This window comes from Streptomyces sp. WMMB303, from assembly GCF_029351045.1.
Taxonomy (GTDB): domain Bacteria; phylum Actinomycetota; class Actinomycetes; order Streptomycetales; family Streptomycetaceae; genus Streptomyces.
Genome location: NZ_JARKIN010000001.1, coordinates 452,311 through 471,280, shown reverse-complemented (window position 1 = coordinate 471,280; position 18,970 = coordinate 452,311). Strand labels below are relative to the sequence as shown.

At 74.6% G+C, this 18,970-nt stretch carries 21 protein-coding genes; 7 read left to right on the top strand and 14 right to left on the bottom strand.

The genetic code is table 11. The features are described 5' to 3' along the window. The first annotated feature begins 68 nt into the window (after window positions 1-68). Entirely contained in the window at window positions 69-998 is a 930-nt protein-coding gene (gene sigJ, locus P2424_RS02235; RefSeq protein ID WP_276474118.1) for an RNA polymerase sigma factor SigJ, read from the top strand. On the opposite strand, the gene P2424_RS02230 is transcribed toward sigJ, so the two are convergent. After that, window positions 976-1,749, bottom strand: a complete 774-nt coding sequence (locus tag P2424_RS02230; protein ID WP_276474117.1) for an SDR family oxidoreductase — start codon at window positions 1,747-1,749, stop codon at window positions 976-978. The genes sigJ and P2424_RS02230 overlap by 23 nt on opposite strands. Window positions 1,750-1,969: 220 nt before the next feature. Between P2424_RS02230 and P2424_RS02225 the strand changes: the two genes are divergently transcribed. Further along, entirely contained in the window at window positions 1,970-2,716 is a 747-nt protein-coding gene (locus P2424_RS02225; RefSeq protein WP_276474116.1) for a GntR family transcriptional regulator, read from the top strand. Window positions 2,717-2,760: 44 nt separating this feature from the next. Here the strand turns inward: P2424_RS02225 and P2424_RS02220 are convergent, their stop codons facing one another. Then, a complete protein-coding gene (locus tag P2424_RS02220) occupies window positions 2,761-3,933 on the bottom strand; it encodes an ROK family protein (RefSeq protein WP_276474115.1) in 1,173 nt (390 codons plus the stop codon). A 188-nt stretch (window positions 3,934-4,121) separates the two neighbouring features. Between P2424_RS02220 and P2424_RS02215 the strand changes: the two genes are divergently transcribed. Then, window positions 4,122-4,532, top strand: a complete 411-nt coding sequence (locus tag P2424_RS02215) for a hypothetical protein (RefSeq protein WP_276474114.1) — start codon at window positions 4,122-4,124, stop codon at window positions 4,530-4,532. Here the strand turns inward: P2424_RS02215 and mug are convergent. The 6 genes from mug to P2424_RS02185 form a co-directional block, all read right to left on the bottom strand. After that, entirely contained in the window at window positions 4,518-5,018 is a 501-nt protein-coding gene (gene mug, locus P2424_RS02210) for a G/U mismatch-specific DNA glycosylase (protein ID WP_276474113.1), read from the bottom strand. The two genes, P2424_RS02215 and mug, sit on opposite strands and share 15 nt — an antisense overlap. 47 nt (window positions 5,019-5,065) lie before the next feature. Further along, window positions 5,066-6,496 carry an adenylosuccinate lyase gene (purB, locus tag P2424_RS02205; RefSeq protein WP_276474112.1) on the bottom strand — a complete coding sequence of 477 codons (1,431 nt, stop codon included), beginning with the start codon at window positions 6,494-6,496 and terminating at the stop codon, window positions 5,066-5,068. Window positions 6,497-6,507: 11 nt separating this feature from the next. Beyond that, window positions 6,508-7,380: an SGNH/GDSL hydrolase family protein gene (locus P2424_RS02200; protein ID WP_276474111.1), complete on the bottom strand. Its 873-nt coding sequence runs from the start codon at window positions 7,378-7,380 to the stop codon at window positions 6,508-6,510. 91 nt (window positions 7,381-7,471) lie between these two features. Further along, entirely contained in the window at window positions 7,472-8,482 is a 1,011-nt protein-coding gene (locus tag P2424_RS02195; protein ID WP_276474110.1) for a hemolysin family protein, read from the bottom strand. Further along, window positions 8,479-9,843 carry a hemolysin family protein gene (locus tag P2424_RS02190; RefSeq protein ID WP_276474109.1) on the bottom strand — a complete coding sequence of 455 codons (1,365 nt, stop codon included), beginning with the start codon at window positions 9,841-9,843 and terminating at the stop codon, window positions 8,479-8,481. Before P2424_RS02190 ends, P2424_RS02195 begins: the two co-directional genes overlap by 4 nt. A gap of 207 nt (window positions 9,844-10,050) precedes the next feature. Continuing rightward, the gene (locus tag P2424_RS02185; protein ID WP_276474108.1) at window positions 10,051-10,476 is read right to left on the bottom strand and encodes a GNAT family N-acetyltransferase; all 426 of its coding nucleotides are present in this window, start codon (window positions 10,474-10,476) and stop codon (window positions 10,051-10,053) included. 262 nt (window positions 10,477-10,738) lie between these two features. On the opposite strand from P2424_RS02185, the gene P2424_RS02180 reads away from it, so the two are divergent. Together P2424_RS02180 and P2424_RS02175 are read left to right on the top strand one after the other, a co-directional pair. Continuing rightward, entirely contained in the window at window positions 10,739-11,002 is a 264-nt protein-coding gene (locus tag P2424_RS02180) for a toxin-antitoxin system HicB family antitoxin (RefSeq protein WP_276474107.1), read from the top strand. After that, window positions 10,999-11,370, top strand: a complete 372-nt coding sequence (locus P2424_RS02175) for a fic family toxin-antitoxin system, toxin component (RefSeq protein WP_276474106.1) — start codon at window positions 10,999-11,001, stop codon at window positions 11,368-11,370. The genes P2424_RS02180 and P2424_RS02175 overlap by 4 nt, the downstream gene beginning before the upstream one ends. A gap of 17 nt (window positions 11,371-11,387) precedes the next feature. Here the strand turns inward: P2424_RS02175 and bioD are convergent, their stop codons facing one another. The 3 genes from bioD to bioB are packed head-to-tail and all read right to left on the bottom strand — an operon-like array spanning window position 11,388 to window position 14,557. After that, the gene (gene bioD / locus P2424_RS02170; protein ID WP_276474105.1) at window positions 11,388-12,140 is read right to left on the bottom strand and encodes a dethiobiotin synthase; all 753 of its coding nucleotides are present in this window, start codon (window positions 12,138-12,140) and stop codon (window positions 11,388-11,390) included. Window position 12,141: 1 nt separating this feature from the next. Continuing rightward, the gene (locus P2424_RS02165) at window positions 12,142-13,461 is read right to left on the bottom strand and encodes an adenosylmethionine--8-amino-7-oxononanoate transaminase (RefSeq protein WP_276478790.1); all 1,320 of its coding nucleotides are present in this window, start codon (window positions 13,459-13,461) and stop codon (window positions 12,142-12,144) included. Window positions 13,462-13,468: 7 nt separating this feature from the next. Continuing rightward, on the bottom strand, window positions 13,469-14,557 hold the full coding sequence (gene bioB, locus P2424_RS02160; RefSeq protein WP_276474104.1) for a biotin synthase BioB: 1,089 nt from the start codon (window positions 14,555-14,557) through the stop codon (window positions 13,469-13,471). Window positions 14,558-14,760: 203 nt separating this feature from the next. On the opposite strand from bioB, the gene P2424_RS02155 reads away from it, so the two are divergent. Continuing rightward, window positions 14,761-15,930: an 8-amino-7-oxononanoate synthase gene (locus P2424_RS02155; protein WP_276474103.1), complete on the top strand. Its 1,170-nt coding sequence runs from the start codon at window positions 14,761-14,763 to the stop codon at window positions 15,928-15,930. Between the two features lie 286 nt (window positions 15,931-16,216). Further along, complete coding sequence (locus P2424_RS02150) at window positions 16,217-16,648, top strand: ATP-binding protein (protein WP_276474102.1); 432 nt, start codon at window positions 16,217-16,219, stop codon at window positions 16,646-16,648. A gap of 48 nt (window positions 16,649-16,696) precedes the next feature. Here the strand turns inward: P2424_RS02150 and P2424_RS02145 are convergent, their stop codons facing one another. The 3 genes from P2424_RS02145 to P2424_RS02135 form a co-directional block, all read right to left on the bottom strand. Further along, on the bottom strand, window positions 16,697-17,377 hold the full coding sequence (locus tag P2424_RS02145; protein ID WP_276474101.1) for a GNAT family N-acetyltransferase: 681 nt from the start codon (window positions 17,375-17,377) through the stop codon (window positions 16,697-16,699). Between the two features lie 35 nt (window positions 17,378-17,412). Continuing rightward, complete coding sequence (locus tag P2424_RS02140) at window positions 17,413-18,381, bottom strand: EamA family transporter (protein ID WP_276474100.1); 969 nt, start codon at window positions 18,379-18,381, stop codon at window positions 17,413-17,415. A 255-nt stretch (window positions 18,382-18,636) separates the two neighbouring features. Beyond that, window positions 18,637-18,966 carry a hypothetical protein gene (locus P2424_RS02135; RefSeq protein WP_276474099.1) on the bottom strand — a complete coding sequence of 110 codons (330 nt, stop codon included), beginning with the start codon at window positions 18,964-18,966 and terminating at the stop codon, window positions 18,637-18,639. Window positions 18,967-18,970 lie beyond the last annotated feature (4 nt).

The window sequence follows — 18,970 nt, the reverse complement described above, 5'->3', positions numbered from 1 at the left end:
TCAGCAAGCGCTCGTCCAGGGAAGCCCCGCGTGTCCCGCGGACCGGCCCCCGATGGCATGATGACGCCGTGACCGCTGACGCGACCGAGGTCTTCGAGGAGCACCGCCCGGTGCTCGAGGGCGTCGCCTACCGGATGCTGGGCCGGGTGGCCGATGCCGAGGACGTGGTGCAGGAGGCGTGGCTGCGGTGGGCGGCGGTGGACCGTGCGCAGGTGCGCGAGCCGCGCGGGTACCTCGTGCGCGTCACCACCCGGCTGGCCGTGGACCGGCTCCGCCAGGTGCAGTCCCGGCGCGAGGCGTACGTCGGCTCCTGGCTGCCCGAGCCGGTGCTCACCGGCCCGGGCCCGGCGGCGCAGGGTCCCGACGGCGCCGAGCGCGCGATGCTGGCCGAATCGGTCTCGCTGGCGGTGCTGGTGGTGCTGGAGTCCCTCTCGCCGCTGGAGCGCGCGGTGTTCGTGCTGCGCGAGGCGTTCGGCTTCCCTTACGCGGAGATCGCCGGGACGCTGGAGCGGAGCGAGACGGCCGTGCGTCAGCTCGCCGGGCGGGCCCGGCGGCACGTGGCCGAGCGCAAGCCGCGCTTCGAGGTCGACCCCGCGCTGCGCCGGGAGCTGACCGAGCGGTTCCTGAAGGCCGCGGCGGAGGGAGATGTGCACGGGCTGGTCTCGGTGCTGGCGCCGGACGCGCGTCTCGTCGCCGACAGCGGAGGGGCGGCCAAGGCGCCGCGCCGGGTCGTCGTCGGCGCCGACCGGATCAGCCGGTTCCTGGCCGCCGTCGCCCCGGACGGGATGCGGGATCCGGCCCTCGGGATCAGTTTCCCGGAACTCAACGGCGGTCCGGCGGTGCTGCTGACCGTCGCCGGACGGCCGGACACGGTCTTCTCGCTGGAGGTGGCCGACGGGCTGGTGCGGACCGTCCACCTGATCCGCAACCCGGCCAAGCTCGCCCACCTGGCGGGAGCGGGCGAGCAGCCCGGCGTCACAGGCCGCCCGCGGCTCTGAGGACCGCGCCCGAGACGTAGGACGCCTCGTCGGAGAGCAGCCAGGCGACGGCGTCGGCGATCTCCTCGGGTTCCCCGGGGCGCCGGGCCGGGGTGATCTCGGCCTTCTTCCATGCTCGGTCCGGGTCGCCCATCCGCGCGTGCATCTCGGTGAGAACCGACCCCGGCTGCACGCAGTTGACGCGTACGCCCTCGCCGGTGAACTCCTTGGCCAGCCCCACCGTCATGGCGTCGACGGCGGCCTTCGACGCCGCATAGTGCACGTATTCGCCGGGCGAGCCGAGAGTGGCCGCGCAGGAGGAGATGTTCACGATCCCGCCGCCCGGCCCGCCGTGTGCGGTGGACAGCTCCCGCAGGGCGCGCCGCGCGCACAGCAGCGCCCCCGTCACGTTGACGTCCACGACCCGCCGCATCACCTCGGGGGAGGTCTCGGTGAACCGGCCGAGCGGACCGGAGACACCGGCGTTGTTGACCAGTCCGGTCAGGGGGCCGAGGGCGTCTCGCACGGTGTCGAACAGGTGGTCCACCGCGTCCGGGTCGCCGGTGTCGGCCCGGACGGTGACGGCCTCGCGCCCGGTGGCCCGGACGGCCTCCGCGGTAAGGGCCGCGGCTTCCTCGTCCGCCACGTAGTTGACACCGATGTGGTGGCCGTCCCGCGCGAGCCGCAGCGCGGTGGCGGCGCCGATGCCGCGGCCTGCACCGGTGACGACGGTGACACGCCGCAGCGAGGTGGGGGTGCGGGGGCGAGGCATGGGGGTCCTCCGGGGCAGCTGCCGGCAACTCTGATCGATGATCGATCATCGCAGCCGGTCCGGCGGGCGGCAAGGGGGGCGACCCCGGGGCATTGGTCTTGACCAAGGGTGGGGGGCGTCCTAAGGTCGGAAGGCATACGCAAGGACCTTTAAAAAACAAGGACGCATAAACACCGGCCGCACACCGTCCGTCGGGTGTACGGGGATTGCGGAGGCAAGGGTGGGGACCACGCAGTTGGAGACGGTGCCGGAGCCGAAGTACTGGCATCTGCGGACGGTGCTCTCCGAGGCGCTCGACTCGGAGTTCGCGGTCGGCGAGATCCTGCCGAACGAACGCGAACTGGCCGCCCGCTTCGGAGTCGCCCGCGCGACACTCCGCCAGGCCCTGGAGCAGCTCGAACTGGAAGGGCGACTGCAGCGCCGCCGCGGGGTCGGCACCACGGTCGCACCACCCCGGGTGGGCGTCGACGTCGGCTCCGAGTCCGGCCCGCACACCTGGCCGGGCGCCCCGGGCGACGCCTGGCACGCGGAGGAGTACGCAGCGGGCCCGGCCCCCGCCGCGGTGGCCCGCACCCTCGGCGTGGCAGCCGACGCACCCGTGCACGCGGTGCTCCGCAGCCGGACGACCGGCGGCCAGCAGGTCGCCTCCGAGGTGCTCTACGTCCCCACCGCTTCAGTTCCCCCCGTCACCGCCGACGACGGATCCGAGGCGGCGCGCGCCCGCACGGTCCTGCGCGAGCTGCACCGGCTCCCCTTCGGCGGGCAGGACCGCACGGTCGAGTTGGGCTCCGCACGGGCTGAGGACGCACGCCGTCTCGACCGGCTGCCCGGCGCGCCCGTGCTGATCGTCACGACGCGCTTCCTGTCCGACGGCGGCACCGCCGCGGTCTCCGTCGCGACCTACCGGGCCGACACCTGCCGGCTCTCGTTCAGCGACGCGGACCCGGTGCCGGTCCTGGCGGGCTGACCCGGAACCGGTAACGGAGGGTCGGCGCGAGCGGGGTGCGGCGGTCAACCGACGGTCTCGGCGCCCTCCACGGTGAACAGCTCGCTCTCCGTGCGGTCCAGGGCCACCCGCAGGGCGCCTGTCGCCACCGCCGTGTCGCCCAGCCGGGAGAGCGCCACCCGCGGCGGGCGCAGGCAGTAGCGCTCCAACTCGGCGCGCAGCGGGTCCAGCACTCCGTCCAGCCCGGAGGCCCAGCCGCCGACCACCAGCAGCTCCGGATCCAGCGCCAGCACCAGGGCCGCCACGTCGTGCACCAGCCGGGCGAGAAAGCGGTCCATGGCCCGGCGCGCCCGGCCGTCCCCGATCCGGGCCTCCGCGAACACCCGGGCGACGGCGGCCTCGTCGAGCGGGTGCAACGGCTCGTCGGTCGTGGACAGCAGCCGCTCGGGTGTGACCTCCCGGCCCAGCAGGTGCAGCGCCCCGATCTCCCCGGCCGCACCGCCGAAGCCCCGGTGCAGCCGTCCCCCGATCAGTGAGCCGGCCCCGGGGCTCAGCCCGGCGAGCACCATCACCACGTCGTCCACGCCGCGCGCCGCGCCCTTCCAGTGCTCGGCCAGCACCGCGGCGTTCGCGTCGTTCTCCACCAGCACCGGGCAGCGGAACGAGCGCCGCAGCCGCTCACCCAGCGCGAGCCCCGTCCAGCCGGGCAGCGCCGTGCCCAGCCGCACCGTCCCGTCCGCCTCCACGATGCCCGGAGTGCCCACTCCGACCGCGCGCAGCGCGTCCCGGGCGGTGCCGGTCCGCCGCAGCAGCTCCGCGACGGTGCCCCGGATCCGCTCCAGCCGCGCCTCGGCCTCCGCCGCCTCGTCCACCTCGCGGGTCAGGGAGCCGGTGAGCCGACCGGTCAGATCCGAGAGGACGGCCGCCACCCGGTGCGGACCGATCTCCAGGCCCAGCAGCCGCCCCGCCTCCGCGCGGAACCGGAAGCTCCGGGCCGGCCGCCCGCGGCGCGCCGTGCCGCCCGGCCGCGCCGCCGCGTCGGCGGCCTCGGCGACCAGCCCCGCCTCGATCAGATCCTCCACCACGCCCTCGACCGTGGGCCGGGACAACTCGGTGGCCTGCACCAGTTCGGTGAGCGTCAGCGCCACCGGAGCCGTCGTCCCGCGCAGCGCCCGCAGCACGACCGTGGAGTTGATCCGCCGCAGCAGGGAGGGATCCCGTCCGGTCAGCTTGCTCACGCTCCGCCTCCCTGCCTGTGCGCGTGGTGCGGATCGTAACCGCTGCGGGGAGACACGGCGAGCGGCGGCCGGACCGCGCCGGCCGACCACGGCCCGGCGGCGCGACGGCCCCGCGCAGCCGGACCGCGGCGGCCGGCGGCCGTAGGGCCGCCCAACCGGCTGTCGGTGCCGCACGGTTGACTGCTCCTATGCACCTCGCGCACCACCTTGCCGCCCTCGACGGACTGCGGGCCGACCCCGCCGCCCGGACCGCCGTGTTACGTACCGCGGATCCGCACTCCGACGGCGACCCGCTCGAACTCCTGGAGGCCGAGCGAGAGGTCCGCGCAGACCACGAAGCGCTGATCGTCCTGCTGTCCCGGCAGTGGGGGGAGCCGGAGACGGTCGACCTCGGCCCCCATCTGCTGGCAGCGGCGGAGGGCGCCACACTGCCCGAGCCCGAGCGGACGGTGTGCTGGCGGGTCGCCGAGCTGGCCGTGTGGCCGGTGCGAGACCGCTGGATGGGCGTCGGGCTGGCCCGGCACGGCGAGGACATCCCGCTGCAGCTCCTGGCAGCCGCGGGGGAGCGAGGCAGGAGCGCACCGTCAGTCCTCGGCTGACGCCGCCCGCAGCTCGCCGAACTTCTCGGCCAGCGCGGACGGCGTGTAGTGCGCGTTGAGCCCACTGGGGTTGGGCAGCAGCCACACCGGCACGCCGCCCACCAGTCGCTCCTGCGGCCCCACCGCCGCCCGCGGATCGTCGAAGGCCGCGCGGTAGGCGGTGACGCCCAGCACCGCGAGCCACTTCGGCCGCAGCCGTGCCGCCTTCGCCTCCAGCAGCCGCCCGCCCTCGGCGAACTCCGCGCGGGTCAGCTCGTCGGCGCGCGCCGTGGCCCGGGCGACGACGTTGGTGATGCCCAGCCCGTAGGCGAGCAGCTCCCGCTCCTCCTCGGGGAGCAGCCGCCTCGGGGTGAACCCCGAGGCGTGCAGGGCGGGCCAGAACCGGTTGCCGGGGCGGGCGAAGTGGTGGCCGGTGGCGGCGGAGAGCAGCCCGGGATTGATGCCGCAGAACAGCACCCGCAGCCCCTCGGCGGCCACGTCCGGCACCAGCTTGCCGCGGGCCGCCTCCAGCTCCCGGGCGGTGAACCGCGGGCTCAGAGGATCGCTCCGGGCCGGTAACCGGCCGCCTCGGGGTGCAGCGCGGCGACCTCCTGCACGCGGCTGACGATCTCCGCGGTCTGCGCGGCCGCGGCGCCGGTGAACGACAGCCGGTCCGCCATCAGTTCGTCCAGCGCGGGGCGGTCGAGCGGGATGCGGGAGTCCGCCGCGAGCCTGTCCAGCAGCTCGTTGTGCTCCGCGCCCTCGCGCATCGCCAGAGCCGCGGCCACCGCGTGCTCCTTGATCGCCTCGTGCGCGACCTCCCGGCCGACCCCGGCCCGCACGGCGCCCATCAGGACCTTCGTCGTCGCCAGGAACGGCAGGTAGCGGTCCAGCTCCCGGGCCACTACGGCCGGGAAGACGCCGAACTCGTCCAGCACCGTCAAGAACGTCTCCAGCATTCCGTCGAACGCGAAGAAGGCGTCGGGCAGCGCCACCCGGCGTACCACCGAGCAGGACACATCGCCCTCGTTCCACTGGTCCCCGGCCAGCTCGCCCGCCATGGAGGCGTAGCCGCGCAGGGTCACCATGAGGCCGTTGACGCGCTCGCAGGAGCGGGTGTTCATCTTGTGCGGCATCGCGGAGGAGCCGACCTGCCCCTCCTTGAACCCCTCGGTCACCAGCTCCTGGCCGGCCATCAGCCGGATCGTCCGGGCCAGCGACGAGGGCGCGGCGGCCAGTTGCACCAGGGTGCCGACCACCTCGTGATCCAGGGAGCGGGGGTAGACCTGCCCGACGGAGGTGAACACGCGGCCGAAACCGAGGTGCTCGGCGATCCTGCGCTCCAGGTCGGTCAGCTTCTGCTCGTCCCCGCCGAGCAGGTCCAGCATGTCCTGCGCGGTGCCGACCGGCCCCTTGATGCCGCGCAGCGGATAGCGGCGCAGCAGCTCCTCCACCCGCTCGAAGGCGACCAGCAGCTCGTCGGCTCCGGTCGCGAACCGCTTGCCGAGAGTGGTGGCCTGCGCCGCGACGTTGTGCGAGCGGCCCGCCATCACCAGCGCCGCGTGCTCGCCCGCCAGCGAGCCCAGCCGCTGCAGCAGGGCCACGGTACGGTTGCGGGCCAGCTCCAGGGAGAGCCGGATCTGGAGCTGTTCGACGTTCTCCGTCAGGTCCCGCGAGGTCATGCCCTTGTGCACGTGCTCGTGCCCGGCCAGCGCGTTGAACTCCTCGATCCGCGCCTTCACGTCGTGCCGGGTGACCTTCTCGCGCTCCGCGATCGAGGCGAGGTCCACATCCTCGAGCACCCGCTCGTAGTCGACCAGCGCCTCCTCGGGCACGGCGATGCCCAGGTCCCGCTGCGCCTTGAGCACGGCGAGCCACAGCCGCCGCTCCAGCACGATCTTCGACTCGGGGGACCAGATGCGGACCAGCTCGGGGGAGGCGTAGCGGGACGCCAGGACGTTCGGGATGCGCGGCTTGTCACTCACGCCGCCCGAGTCTACGGGGCCGCGCGGTCCCCGGCGCCCCGGGGCGGCGGGAGGGCGACCCCGGTGCCGACGGTGTCCTCGCAGGCCAGCGGGGCAAGCTCCGGGCGCTTGGGGGCGCGGCCGTCGCCAGAGGAGCGGCCGGTCAGCCGCCGCCCGATCCAGGGCAGCAAGTGGACCCGGGCGAAGCGCGCGTCCGCGGCACGCCGCGCCGTCCAGGAGGGCGCGGCGGCCGGCGGCAGCGGGGTGTTCCAGTCGCTCCCGGGCGGCAGCCCGAGCCGCTGCCAGACGGCCTCGGCCACTCTGCTGTGCCCTTCCGCCGTCAGATGCAACCGGTCGTCGGCCCACATGCGCGGGTCGCCCAGCGCCTCCGAGGCGAACAGGTCGACCACCAGCGCGCCGTGCCGGTCCGCCAGCCCCTCGACGAAGTCGAAGAGCTCCTCCATCCGGGCCCGGTAGCGCTCCAGCACCGGACCACGGCGCCCCGGGCTGCGCATCAGCACCAGCGTCCCGCAGGCGGGCGCCAGCGTGGCGACGGACTCCTCCAGCAGCGCGCACACCCGCCCGGTGTCGCATCCCGGCCGCAGTACGTCGTTGAGACCGCCCACCAGGGTCACCAGGTCGGCTTCCATGGCCGCAGCGGGTGCGACCTGGTCGGCGGCGATCTGCCCGATCAGCTTGCCGCGCACCGCGAGGTTCGCATAGTGGAACTCCGGCTCCCGGGCCGCGAGGCGGGCCGCGAGCAGATCGGCCCAGCCCCGGTAGCCGCCACCCGGCAGCAGGTCCGACATCCCCTCGGTGAACGAGTCGCCCAGGGCGACGAAGGAGCGGAGGGCGGCCGGTGGGCGGGCGGGGTCGGCGGGTGAGGCGGGAGCGGCACTGGTCACGGTCGCCCATGGTAGCCCGTTGCCCCGAGCAACGACCTTGCGGTGTCCCCGGGGCGACGAACCTACCTGCCGACGAGCCGGCGGGCTGCTGCTACGCCTGGCCGACCAGTTCGCGCAGCACGTCCTCCATGGTCACCACACCCGTCGCCCGCCCGTCCGGGCCGGTGACCGCCGCCAGGTGGGTTCCGCTGGAGCGCATGGCTCCCAGCACGTCGTCCAGCGGCAGCGAGGCCCGCACCCGGGCGATGGGACGCATCGCCGTCAGCGGGAACGCGGCCTCCCGGGGCGAGGCGTCCAGCGCGTCCTTGACGTGCAGATAGCCCAGCACCCGCCCGTCGTCGTCCACCACCGGGAACCGGGAGAACCCGGACTCGGCCGACAGGTTCTCCAGTCCCTCGGGGGTCACACCGCGGCCTGCCGTGACGACCTTGTGCAGCGGCTGCGCCACCTCGGCGATCGGCCGCCTGCCCAGCTCCAGCGCGTCGCGCAGCCGTTCGGTCGAGCGGTCGTCCAGCAGTCCGGCCTCACTGGAGTCGGCCACCATCTGGGCGAGGTCGTCGTCCGAGAACGCCGCCTCGACCTCGCTCTTCGGCTCGACCCGGATCAGCTTGAGCAGCGCGTTGGCGAACGAGTTCACCGCGAAGATCACCGGACGCAGCGCCCGCGACAGCGCCACCAACGGCGGGCCCAGCAGCAGCGCGGTGCGCTCCGGCCCGGCCAGCGCGATGTTCTTGGGCACCATCTCGCCCAGCAGCATGTGCAGGTACGTCGCCAGTGACAACGCGATCACGAACGAGACACCGTGCGCCACGCCGTCCCCGACACCCACCGCGTGGAAGACCGGCTCCAGCAGGTGCGCGATGGCGGGCTCGGCGACCACACCGAGCACCAGGGTGCACAGCGTGATGCCCAGTTGTGCCGCGGCCAGCATCTGCGCCACGTGCTCCAGGCCCCACAGCACCTTGCGGGCCTTCTTGTCGCCCTCCTCGGCCAGCGGCTCGATCTGCGCGCGGCGCACCGAGATCAGCGCGAACTCCGCGCCCACGAAGAACGCGTTGGCCACCAGCGTCAGCAGCCCGATCAGCAGTTGGAGCGCCGTCATCGCTGCGCCTCCGCCCGGTCGCCGGTCTCGGACCCGTCCGGGTCGTCGTCACCGGGTTTCGGCCCGTACAGCCGCACCTGCGCGGCGCGGCGGCCGCTGGCGTCCATGACCGCAAGCTCCCAGCCGGCGACCGATACGGTGTCCCCGGCTGCCGGGATGCGTCCCAGCTCGGTGGCGATCAGCCCGGCGAGCGTCTCGTAGGGGCCCTCCGGGGTGCGCAGTCCGATGGTCTGGAGCTGATCGGTGCGCGCGGCGCCGTCCGCGACGTAGACGGGCCGGCCCTCGGCGTCCTCCCCGGCGGGGGCCAGGTCGGGGGTCTCCAGCGGGTCGTGCTCGTCGCGCACCTCGCCCACGACCTCCTCGATGATGTCCTCCAGTGTGACGACGCCGGCCGTGCCGCCGTACTCGTCGATGACGACCGCGATGCTGCGGTCGCCGCCCGAGAGCTGGTCCAGCAGCCGGTCGACGGTCAGCGACTCGGGAACCAGCAGTGCCTCCCGCATCAGATCGGTCACCGGCCGCAGCCGCCGCTCGGCGGCGGGTACCGCCAGCACGTCCTTGATCCGGACGATGCCGACGACGGTGTCCAGGTTCCCCCGGTAGACGGGGAAGCGGGAGAGCCCCGTGGCGCGGGTGGCGTTGGCGACGTCCTCGACAGTGGCCTGCACCTCGAGCGAGGTCACCTGCACGCGCGGCGTCATGACGTTCTCCGCCGTCAGCTCGGCCAGGTGCAGGGTGCGTACGAACAGGTCGGCGGTGTCCTCCTCCAGCGCGCCCTCCTTGGCGGAGTGCCGGGCCAGCGCCACCAGCTCCTGCGGCGAGCGGGCCGAGGCCAGCTCCTCGGTGGGCTCCAGACCCATCCGCAGCAGCACCCGGTTGGCGGTGTTGTTCAGATGGCGGATCAGCGGGCGGAAGGCCGCCGAGAAGGCCCGCTGCGGTGTCGCCACCGCCCGGGCCACCCGAAGCGGCCGGGAGATCGCCCAGTTCTTGGGCACCAGCTCCCCGATCACCATCAGCACCACGGTGGAGAGCGCGGTACCGAGCACCAGGGCGGCGGAGGAGGAGGCCGAGGAGGGTACGCCGAGCGAGCGCAGCGGTCCGGCGATCAGCTTGGCCACGGACGGCTCGGCGAGCATGCCGACCACCAGATTGGTGACGGTGATGCCCAGCTGCGCCCCGGAGAGCTGGAAGGTGAGGGACCGCACGGCCGCCAGCGCACTCCTGGCGCCCCGGTCGCCGCGCTGCTCGGCGCGCTCCAGTTCGCTGCGCTCGACGGTGGTGAGGGAGAACTCCGCCGCCACGAATCCGCCGCAGGCAAGGGACAGCAGCAGTGCCACGAGCAGCAGCAGGACTTCCGTCATCGACCGGTCACCTCCTTCCCATCGTGGGACAGCGGTGGCCGGTACGCGCGATGTCGGAGGCTGCTACTGGGAGGGTCGCCCATGGGCGGACGCTCACACCTTTCGGATCCGATGACTGTGCCGGGCCCGCGGGAGTGCGGGACCGGCTTCGTGTACAGCGTAAACGGGCCGGCCGGTTGCCCGGTTCCCGCCCGCGGGCGGGAACCGTCAGGAGGTCAGCGGCTTGACCCAGCGGCTCCACTCGGGCTGCGGAGCGTAACCGGCGGCCTGCCAGGCCCGGTGTGCCCGCTCGTTCGCGTCCAACACCATGGCGTCGCCGCGCCGCCCGCCGAGCGCCGCGAAGCGTTCCTCGGCGGCGGCCAGCAGGGCCCGGGAGACGCCCTGCCGCCGCCGCGCGGGCAGCACCGCGAGCCGGTAGAGGGAGCAGCGCCAGCCGTCCCACCCGGCGACGACCGTGCCGACCAGCCGCCCGTCCTGCTCCGCCAGCAGCAGAGCCTCCGGGTCCCGGGCGAGGAGCCGGGCCACCCCGTCCCGGTCGTCACTGACGCTGGTGCCCTCCGCCGCCTCCTGCCAGAAGGCCAGTACCCGGTCGACGTCGGACGTGGCCGCCGCCCGTATCGCAAGATCAGTCATGGCCCGCATCCCAGCACGGGCCACCCCCGGCCGCGACGCCGTTTCGCCTGGTGGACCGCGCGCGGACGGCGGACTCGTCTGCGGCGGTCGGCTTGTCGGCGGTCGGTTCGCGGTGCCGGGCTCAGCGCGCCTGCCCCAGGAGCGCCGGGCCGGCCGACGCGCGGACCGGGCCGATTCCGGGCGGGCCGGAGACGGCGGGCCATGGACCGCGCCCCGTTCGCACGTCTGTTCACTGCTAGCGGAACGGTGCTAGCGTGGTGGTGTGGCGAAGACGCAACTGAACGTCCGGGTGGACGAGGGCACGGCGCAGGCCGCCAGGGAGCGGGCGCTGGCCCGCGGCGTGAGTGTGAACCGGTACATCGAGGAACTCGTCCAGCGGGACGCGGCCGAGGTGGGCCGCTCCTTCGTGGACGCGGCGGCCGACTTCATGAAGAGCTACGCGCCCGTCTTCGCCGAGGAACTCGACGCGGCCGGGGCCGGTGAGCGGAACCCGGGGAGCGGGGCCGGAGGCCCGCCCGCGGCGTGAGCGTCCGCGTCGACCTCGCCTGGCTGCTGATCCTCGCCGAGCAGAAGACCCCGGGTGACCCGCGGGTCACCGACTACGGCGCGCTCGTCGCCGCCGTCAGCCGCCACGAGGCCGCCGTCTTCGGCCGCCCTGTCTACCCCGAACCGCACGACCGTGCCGCCGCGCTGCTGCAACTCCTGCTGCACGTACCGGCGCTGGAACGCTCCAACGCCCTGTTCGCCTCCGCCGTGGCCTACGGCTACCTCGTCGCCTGCGGACTCAAGGTGGTCACCTCTCCCGAGCGGATACGCGACCTGGCCCGGCTCGTCAAGGACGGCACCGCCGGCCTGGCCGCGATCTCCGCCGAGTTGCGCACCTGGACCCTGTGAGAGACCGGCGGCGGTGCTCAGCCGAGCGCCGCCGGGACCGCCTCACCGCCGAGTTCGGGCGCCAGCCAGCCCGGCGCCTCCGCACCGAACCGCGACGGCGGCAGCGCGCCCGCCCCCTCGGGGACGGCCCCCAGCAGCGGTAGCTCCGTGTACCGGGGCAGATCGGTCAGATTGCACCGTTCGGCGAGACCCGGCGCGGCCGGCATGCTGCCGATCACCAGTCCCGCGCACTCCACACGGCGGGCCCGCAGCGCCTCCGCCGTCAGCGCCGCCGTGTTCAGCGTGCCCAGCCCTGCCTGGAGAACCACCAGCACCGGTGCGGCCAGCAGCCGGGCGGCGTCGGCCAGCGTCGAGCCCGCGCCGTCGAACCGCACCAGCAGCCCGCCCGCGCCCTCGACCAGGACGAGGTCGTGCGAGGCGGCCAGCTTCCCGGCCGCCTCGGCGACATCCCCGGCCGACACGTACGGCATCCCCGCGCGCCGGGCCGCCGTCTCCGGCGCCAACGGCTCCGGATAGCGGGCCAGCTCGGCGCCGGTCGGCGCGCCGGATGCCGACGCGTTGCCGCCGGCCAGCCGCAGCACCTCCGCCACGTCGCCCGGTTCGCCGGCCGCCACACCCGTCTGCGCCGGCTTGAGCACGGCCACCGAACGGCCGGCCCGCAGCGCGCACGCCGCCACCGCCGCGGTGGTCACCGTCTTCCCGATCTCCGTACCGGCACCGGAGACGCACAGCACGCCCCGTGCCACCGGCATGTCCGCCACGTCCCGCATCTCAGCCCTCCCGGGCCGCCGCGCACATCGCGGCGGCGATCCGTGCCACGTCCTCGTCGCCGGTGATGTACGGCGGCATCGCGTAGACCATGTCGCGGAACGGACGCAGCCACACCCCGGCACGTACCGCGGCCCGGCTCGCCGCCGCCACGTCCACCTCGTGGTCCAGACGCAGCACCCCGATCGCGCCGAGCACGCTCACCTCCCGCACCCCCGGCAGCTCGGCGGCCTCCGCCAGCCCGGTGCGCAGCCCCTCGGACACCCGCCGCACTCGCGCCCGCCAGTCCTGGGACAGCAGGAGATCCAGCGAGGCGCCCGCGACGGCGGACGCCAGCGGGTTACCCATGAACGTCGGACCGTGCGCCAGCACCGGCACCGAGCCGCGCGCGATCCCCTCCGCCACGCGCGGCGTGCACAGCGTGGCCGCCATCGACAGATATCCGCCCGTCAGCGCCTTGCCGAGGCACAGCACATCGGGGACCACCCCGGCGTGGTCGGCCGCGAACAGCTCCCCGGTGCGGCCGAAACCGGTGGCGATCTCGTCCAGCACCAGCAGCACGCCGTGCGCGTCGCACGCCTCGCGCAGCGCCCGGACGTACCCGGGGGAGTGGAACCGCATCCCGCCCGCGCCCTGCACCACCGGTTCGACGACGACGGCGGCCAACTCGTGTGCGTGCCGCCCGATCCGCTCGTGCAGGTGCGCCACGTAGGCCGGGTCGGGTTCCGCCGCGAAGCCGGCCGGCGGCGCGTCGGCGAACACCTGCACCGGCAGCGCACCGGACCACAGATGGTGCATCCCGCCCTCCGGGTCGCACACCGACATCGGCTGCCAGGTGTCCCCGTGGTAGCCGCCGCGCCAGGTCAGCAGCCGGCGCTTCTCCGGACGCCCCAGCGAACGCCAGTGCTGCAGGCACATCTTGACGGCGACCTCGACCGCGACCGAACCGGAGTCCGACAGGAAGACGTGCTCCAGATCGCCGGGCGCCACCTCGGCCAGCCGCGCCGCCAGCCGCACCGCCGGCTCGTGGGTCAGCCCGCCGAACATCACATGGCTCATCCGGCCGAGCTGGTCGCGCACGGCCTCGTCGAGCACCGGGTGCCGGTAGCCGTGCACGGCCGACCACCAGGACGACATGCCGTCGATCAGCTCCCGCTGTCCGTGCGCGGGTTCGGCCAGCCGCAGCCGCACCCCCGAGGCGGACTCCACCACCAGCGGCTCCGCGGTCCCGGGCATCGGCCCGTACGGATGCCACACATGCTGCCGGTCCAGCGCGAGGAGTTCCCCGGTGGCGGCGCACCCTCGGGCGGGCGCCGCCGTCATGGTGCCCTCACGCATTGGGCGGCAGCTCCGTCCCCGTGCCCCGCAGCCGTACCGCGACCCGCTCGTGCGGGGCGGAGCCGGACTCCCCGCGCCGGTGTTCGGGCAGCGTGGTCGTCTCCGCGCCCTCCACCTCGAAGCCCGAGTCCGCGATCATCTCCAGGTCGGCCCTGCCCGCCTGCCCCTCGCTGGTGAGGTAGTCGCCCAGGAAGAGGGAGTTGGCCAGGTGCAGCGCCAGCGGCTGCAGCGACCGCAGGTGCACCTCGCGTCCGGCGGCCAGCCGCACCTCCACGTCCGGGCACACGAACCGCACCATCGCCAGGATGCGCAGCGCCCGTTGCGGCGTGAGGTTCCACTCCTCGGCCAGCGGCGTGCCCTCGAACGGCAGCAGGAAGTTGACCGGCACCGAGTCCGCGTCCAGTTCGCGCAGCGAGAAGGCCACCTCGACCAGGTCCTCGTCCGTCTCGCCCATACCCGCGATCAGACCGGAGCAGGGTGAGAGCCCGGCACCACGGGCCTGCTTGACGGTCTCCACCCGATCCTCGTAGGTGTGCGTGGTGCAGATGTCCCCGTAGGTGGACTCCGAGGTGTTGAGGTTGTGGTTGTAGGCGTCGGCCCCCGCCTGGCGCAGCCGCTCCGCCTGGCCGTCGGAGAGCAGACCGAGGCAGGCGCACACCTCGACGCCCTCGTTCCGCCCCTTGATGGCCCCGATCGTCCTGGAGACCCGGTCGATGTCGCGGTCGGTGGGGCCGCGGCCGCTGGCCACCACACAGACCCGCTTGGCGCCGCCCCGCACCCCTGCCTCGGCGGCCTCGGCGGCCTCCTCGGGCTTGAGCCAGGTGTACTTGAGGATCCCGGCCTCGGAACCGAGCCGCTGGGAGCAGTAGGAGCAGTCCTCCGGGCACAGCCCCGACTTGAGGTTCACCAGGTAGTTGAGTTTCACCCGCTTCCCGAACCAGCGACGGCGCACCTTTCCGGCGGCTGCCACCACGTCGAGCAGGTCGTCATCGGTGGTCCGCAGCACCGCGAGTGCTTCGTCCCGGGTGGGCGTCTCGCCGCGGAGCCCCTTGTTCACCAGTGAGTTCAGCAGGTCGTCCATGGGCACGATCCTTGCCCATGCGACCCTGCTGGGTAATGGAGGAAGCCTACAAGACCGCTTGAGCGAGGTGTGGATGTTGTCACACGTCGACCGGCGTTATGGCAGGTTAGGTTCTATTGACTGCCTACAAACATCCAGGCCGCGCATCCCGCCGGGCGCTCCCGCCGCCCGGGCGGCGGCGCGGGTGACCGAAGAGAGCTCCCATGTCCCAGGACCCCTTCGCGTGGACCGCCGAGGCACTCCGGAGGCGCCGCGCGGCAGGGCTGCTGCGCACCCTGGCACCCCGGCCCGCCGACTCCCCGCTGCTGGACCTGGCGGGCAACGACTACCTGGGTCTCTCCCGGCATCCGGACGTCGTCCATGCCGCGGCCGAGGCGGCGCGCCGCTGGGGCGCCGGAGCGAGCGGCTCCCGCCTGGTGACCGGGTCCACCGAACTGCACGCACGGCTGGAGTCCGAGCTGGCGGACTTCTGCGGCTTCGAGGCCGCACTCGTCCTCTCCTCCGGGTACGCCGCGAACCTCGCCGCGGTCACCGCGCTCACCAACGCGCCGGGCGGCGGCGGGCTGCTGGTCTCCGACGCACACAACCACGCCTCGCTGATCGACGGCTGCCGCCTCTCCCGCGCCCGCACGGCCGTCGCCGCGCACGCCGATCCGGAAGCCGTGGCCAAGGAGTTGGCGGGGCGCCCCCGGCAGGCAGCGGGGGAGCCGGCGCTGGTGGTCACCGACTCCGTCTTCTCCGTCGACGGTGACGCGGCACCGCTGGCCGAGCTGGCCGCGGTGTGCTCGGCGGCGGGAGCCGGTCTGCTCGTGGACGACGCGCACGGCCTCGGCGTACTGGGCGACGGCGGCCGGGGCGCTGCCCGGGCGGCGGGGCTGGCCGGCAGGCCCGGCACGGTCGCGACCGTCACCCTGTCCAAGTCGCTGGGCAGTCAGGGCGGCGCGGTCCTGGGTCCCGCGCACGTGATCGAGCACCTGGTGAACACCGCCCGGACGTTCATCTTCGACACCGGGCTGGCCCCCGCAGCGGCGGGTGGCGCGCTCGGCGCCCTGCGGCTGCTGCGTGCGGAGCCCGAGCGCGCGGCCCGCACCAGGGCCGTCGCCGCCGAGCTGCACGCCCGGCTGGCCGCCGCCGGACTGGAGGCCACCCGACCGGACGCCGCCGTCGTCTCGGTACATGCCCCCTCGCCACAGGCCGCGGTGGCGTGGGCGGCCGCCTGCCGTGCCGCGGGCATCCAGGTCGGCTGCTTCCGGCCCCCGTCCGTCCCCGACGGCATCTCGCGGCTGCGGCTGACCGCCCGTGGCGACTTGACCGAGCAGATGCTGGCCGAAGCGGCCGACACCGTGATCGCCGCGGCGCCGCGCGCCGGCTGAGGCGGTTCCCGATACCGGCCGCGCCCGCGGTTCCGGCATGCCCGATCCGTGCGGGCAGCCGTGATACGCCCTCGGCGGAGTTGCCTTGGGCCGGGCGCGGCAGAGTTCACCGCTTCGGGCGACACAACTCCCGGCAGGCAGGGCGATCGGGCGCACTGCGCCGTGCGGAGTGGCACGCTGTCGCGCAGCGGTTCCCGGGGCGCTCCCCGCGCTTCCCGGGCGGGCGCGGAACGCCCGCCGCCGCGCGACCGAGGAGCCGACGGCCCCGGGAAGGGACGGCCTCGCCATGGCGGATCATCAGGAAGCGACGATCACCCTGCCGAGTGCGCCGGCCTCCGTCACGGCCGCGCGCCGGCATGTCACCGACGCCCTTCGCGCGTGGGGGCTGCCGGACGGCGCGGACGCCATGGACGTGCTCCGCCTGATCGTCTCCGAACTCGCCACCAACGCCGTCCAGCACACCTTCGGCAGGTCGCCCACCTTCACCGTCGATCTGCGCCTGGAGCAGACCGAACGGCTGCGCCTGGGCGTCACCGACAGCCATCCGGGCAGGCCGCTGCGGCTCCCGGCCGCGGCACAGCAGGACCACGGGCGCGGACTGATCATCATCCGTACGCTGACCGCCGAGTCCGGCGGCACCGTGCGGATCGCGCCCGCGCCCGACGGCGGCAAGACCATCTGGGTGGAGATTCCCTGGCTGCCGCTGCCGGCGGGGTGAGCGGCCGCGTAGGGCGGACGGACTCGGAGAACGCGCCCGCAGGGTCCGTCACCCGGCGGTCTCGGCGCCGTCGCCCGTAGGCCGGAGCAGCACCTCCGCACCGACCGGGACGAACCCCGCGGCGAGGAACGCCCGCAGGCTCGCCGCGTTCCCGGGCGCGACCTGCGCCCACAGCGCCTCGTCCGGCGGCACCAGGGCGCGGGCCGTGGCCGCCAGCGCCCGGCCGAGCCCGGCACCACGTGCCGAGGGCTCGACCTCGACGGCCACCTCCCACCGCCCGGCCACGCCCCTTCCGGTCACCAGCGTGCCCCCGTCGGCCGTCGTCCGGACACGGACGTGCGAACGGTGCGCCAGGGCGTCGGCGACCCGGGGGTGTGCCCGGTCCGGCGGGCCGACCAGGGCTCGCGTGTCCCGTGGTTCCTCGCGATGCGGTGCGGGACCGGTGCCGGGCGGGAGGACGAGCAGCACGTCGATGCTGCCCGCCTCCCGGCCGGTCCTGCCGCACAGTGCGCTGAGGAAGGGCGGCCCCATCGGTGCGCCGAGGTCGTCGGGCGGCACCTGGCGCCGCACCCACTCCGGCGGTACGTCGGCGAAGACGACCGAGTGTCCGGTCAGTGCCAGTACCCCCGCGTCCCGGGGCGAGGGCTGGGGGAGTACGGTCAGTCCGCCGTCGGACGGCGGGAATCCGCCCTGTGCGGCCGACTTGAGGATCTTCGCCAGCGTGTCCATCCGCCGGAGCCCAGCGCCGTGTCAGAAGCGGGCGCTCAGCAGGCGGTGCGTGCCGTCTCCGCCCGGGTCAGCAGCACCACCGCGGCCAGCAGCACCGTGGCGCCCAGGAGCATCGGCAGGGTCAGCCGCTCCCCGAGCAGCCCCACCGCGAGGACGGTCGCGCTGAGGGGTTCGATCAGCATGACCACCGACGCCGTGGCCGCGCGGACGACGGCCGCACCCGCGAAGTAGAGCGGGTACGCCAGCGCCGTCGGCACCGCTCCCACATACAGGAGCAGCAGTGCCACCCGGAGCGGTTCCCCGGTGTGCGGCAGCACCCCCTCCACGGCCGCGCACGGCAGCAGCGCCACCGCACCGACGCCGAGCGACCACACGGTGAGGGTGAAGGCGCTCTCCGGCGAACCGGTACTGCCCACCCATCGGGCCAGCAGCACCGAGACCGCGATCGAGACCGCGGAGAGCAGGGCGAGCGTGACACCGGCCGGCCGCACCTCGCCACCGCCCCCGCCCAGCACGAGGACGGCGAGCCCGGCCGGTGCGGCGGCGACAGCGCACATCCCGCCCCGGCCCAGCCGCTCCCGCAGCACGACCCGGGCGCCCAGGGTCACGAACACCGGTGCCGCGCCCAGCGTCACGATCGTCGCGACGGCCACCCCTGTGGCCGGTACGGCGGCGAAGTAGGCAGTCTGGAAGAGGGCCATGCACAGGCCGGTCGACAGCCGCACCACGTACCGGGATCGGCCGCGCGCCGGGGTGTCGCGGCCGGGCCGGCCGGGGCGGGCCGGCCGCCGCCGCAGCAGCGCCCGGCCCACGAGCAGCAGGGCCAGGCCGCCGACGTAGCGCCAGAAGGACATCGCCAGCGGTCCCAGGTCGCTGGAGGAGTGGAGGACATCGACTGCCGCACCCGTGGTGCCCCAGGTGGCACCGGCTGCGGCGAGGAAGAGCAGGCCCTGCCCGACGGGCAGGCCGAAGGAGCCGGTCGAACCGGCGGAAGAAGTCGACACGAATGTGCTCCGCGTGAGGAGAGGTCGGTGAATGGACCCGTGCGCGGGCACCACCGACCCCCGCGGCGGAGGTTGTCCGTCCGCCGCGGCGGTCGCGCGTGGCCGCCCGCCCTACGCGGGGGGCGGGGAGACGGTCACCAGAGCAGCGTTCATACCCGGACCGTAGCCACCGGGGCCACGGCCGTCATCCGGATTTCGGGCGCCGCCGCACGCCGCCGGATCCCGGTCGGCAGGCGCCGGCTGTGTGCTGCTGCCTCAGCCGCCGGGCTCGCCCGGCTCCGGCGCCGGGAGCAGGACCCGCTCCGCGCGCCGGTCGCCGTCCAGTACTCGGAGCGCCCGCTCCAGCGTCGTGGCGTGCAGCGTGCTCTCGCCGCGTTCGTGCATCAGCGCCAGCGCGTCCCGCAGTCGGACCGCTTTGCTCGCCAGACCCTGCGCGGCGCGCAGTGCTCCGTAGGTGTCGCGGCCGCGCGCCGGGTTGATCCGGCCGACCAGGTCCAGCGCCTCCAGATAGGCGTCGACCACCTCGCTCTCGGCACGGGTCAGCGCGGGCAGCGGCGGCAGGCCCGGCGGCCAGTCGCGGGGCACCCCG

Excerpts from the sequence above, each read along its gene's own strand:
- P2424_RS02185 (WP_276474108.1), bottom strand. The coding sequence starts at position 10,476 with ATGACTGATCTTGCGATACGGGCGGCGGCCACGTCCGACGTCGACCGG.
- P2424_RS02155 (WP_276474103.1), top strand. The coding sequence starts at position 14,761 with ATGTCCCAGGACCCCTTCGCGTGGACCGCCGAGGCACTCCGGAGGCGC.
- bioB (WP_276474104.1), bottom strand. The coding sequence starts at position 14,557 with ATGGACGACCTGCTGAACTCACTGGTGAACAAGGGGCTCCGCGGCGAG.
- P2424_RS02165 (WP_276478790.1), bottom strand. The coding sequence starts at position 13,461 with ATGACGGCGGCGCCCGCCCGAGGGTGCGCCGCCACCGGGGAACTCCTC.
- P2424_RS02190 (WP_276474109.1), bottom strand. The coding sequence starts at position 9,843 with ATGACGGAAGTCCTGCTGCTGCTCGTGGCACTGCTGCTGTCCCTTGCC.
- P2424_RS02195 (WP_276474110.1), bottom strand. The coding sequence starts at position 8,482 with ATGACGGCGCTCCAACTGCTGATCGGGCTGCTGACGCTGGTGGCCAAC.
- bioD (WP_276474105.1), bottom strand. The coding sequence starts at position 12,140 with ATGCGGGACGTGGCGGACATGCCGGTGGCACGGGGCGTGCTGTGCGTC.
- P2424_RS02145 (WP_276474101.1), bottom strand. The coding sequence starts at position 17,377 with ATGGACACGCTGGCGAAGATCCTCAAGTCGGCCGCACAGGGCGGATTC.
- P2424_RS02215 (WP_276474114.1), top strand. The coding sequence starts at position 4,122 with ATGCACCTCGCGCACCACCTTGCCGCCCTCGACGGACTGCGGGCCGAC.
- P2424_RS02150 (WP_276474102.1), top strand. The coding sequence starts at position 16,217 with ATGGCGGATCATCAGGAAGCGACGATCACCCTGCCGAGTGCGCCGGCC.
- P2424_RS02230 (WP_276474117.1), bottom strand. The coding sequence starts at position 1,749 with ATGCCTCGCCCCCGCACCCCCACCTCGCTGCGGCGTGTCACCGTCGTC.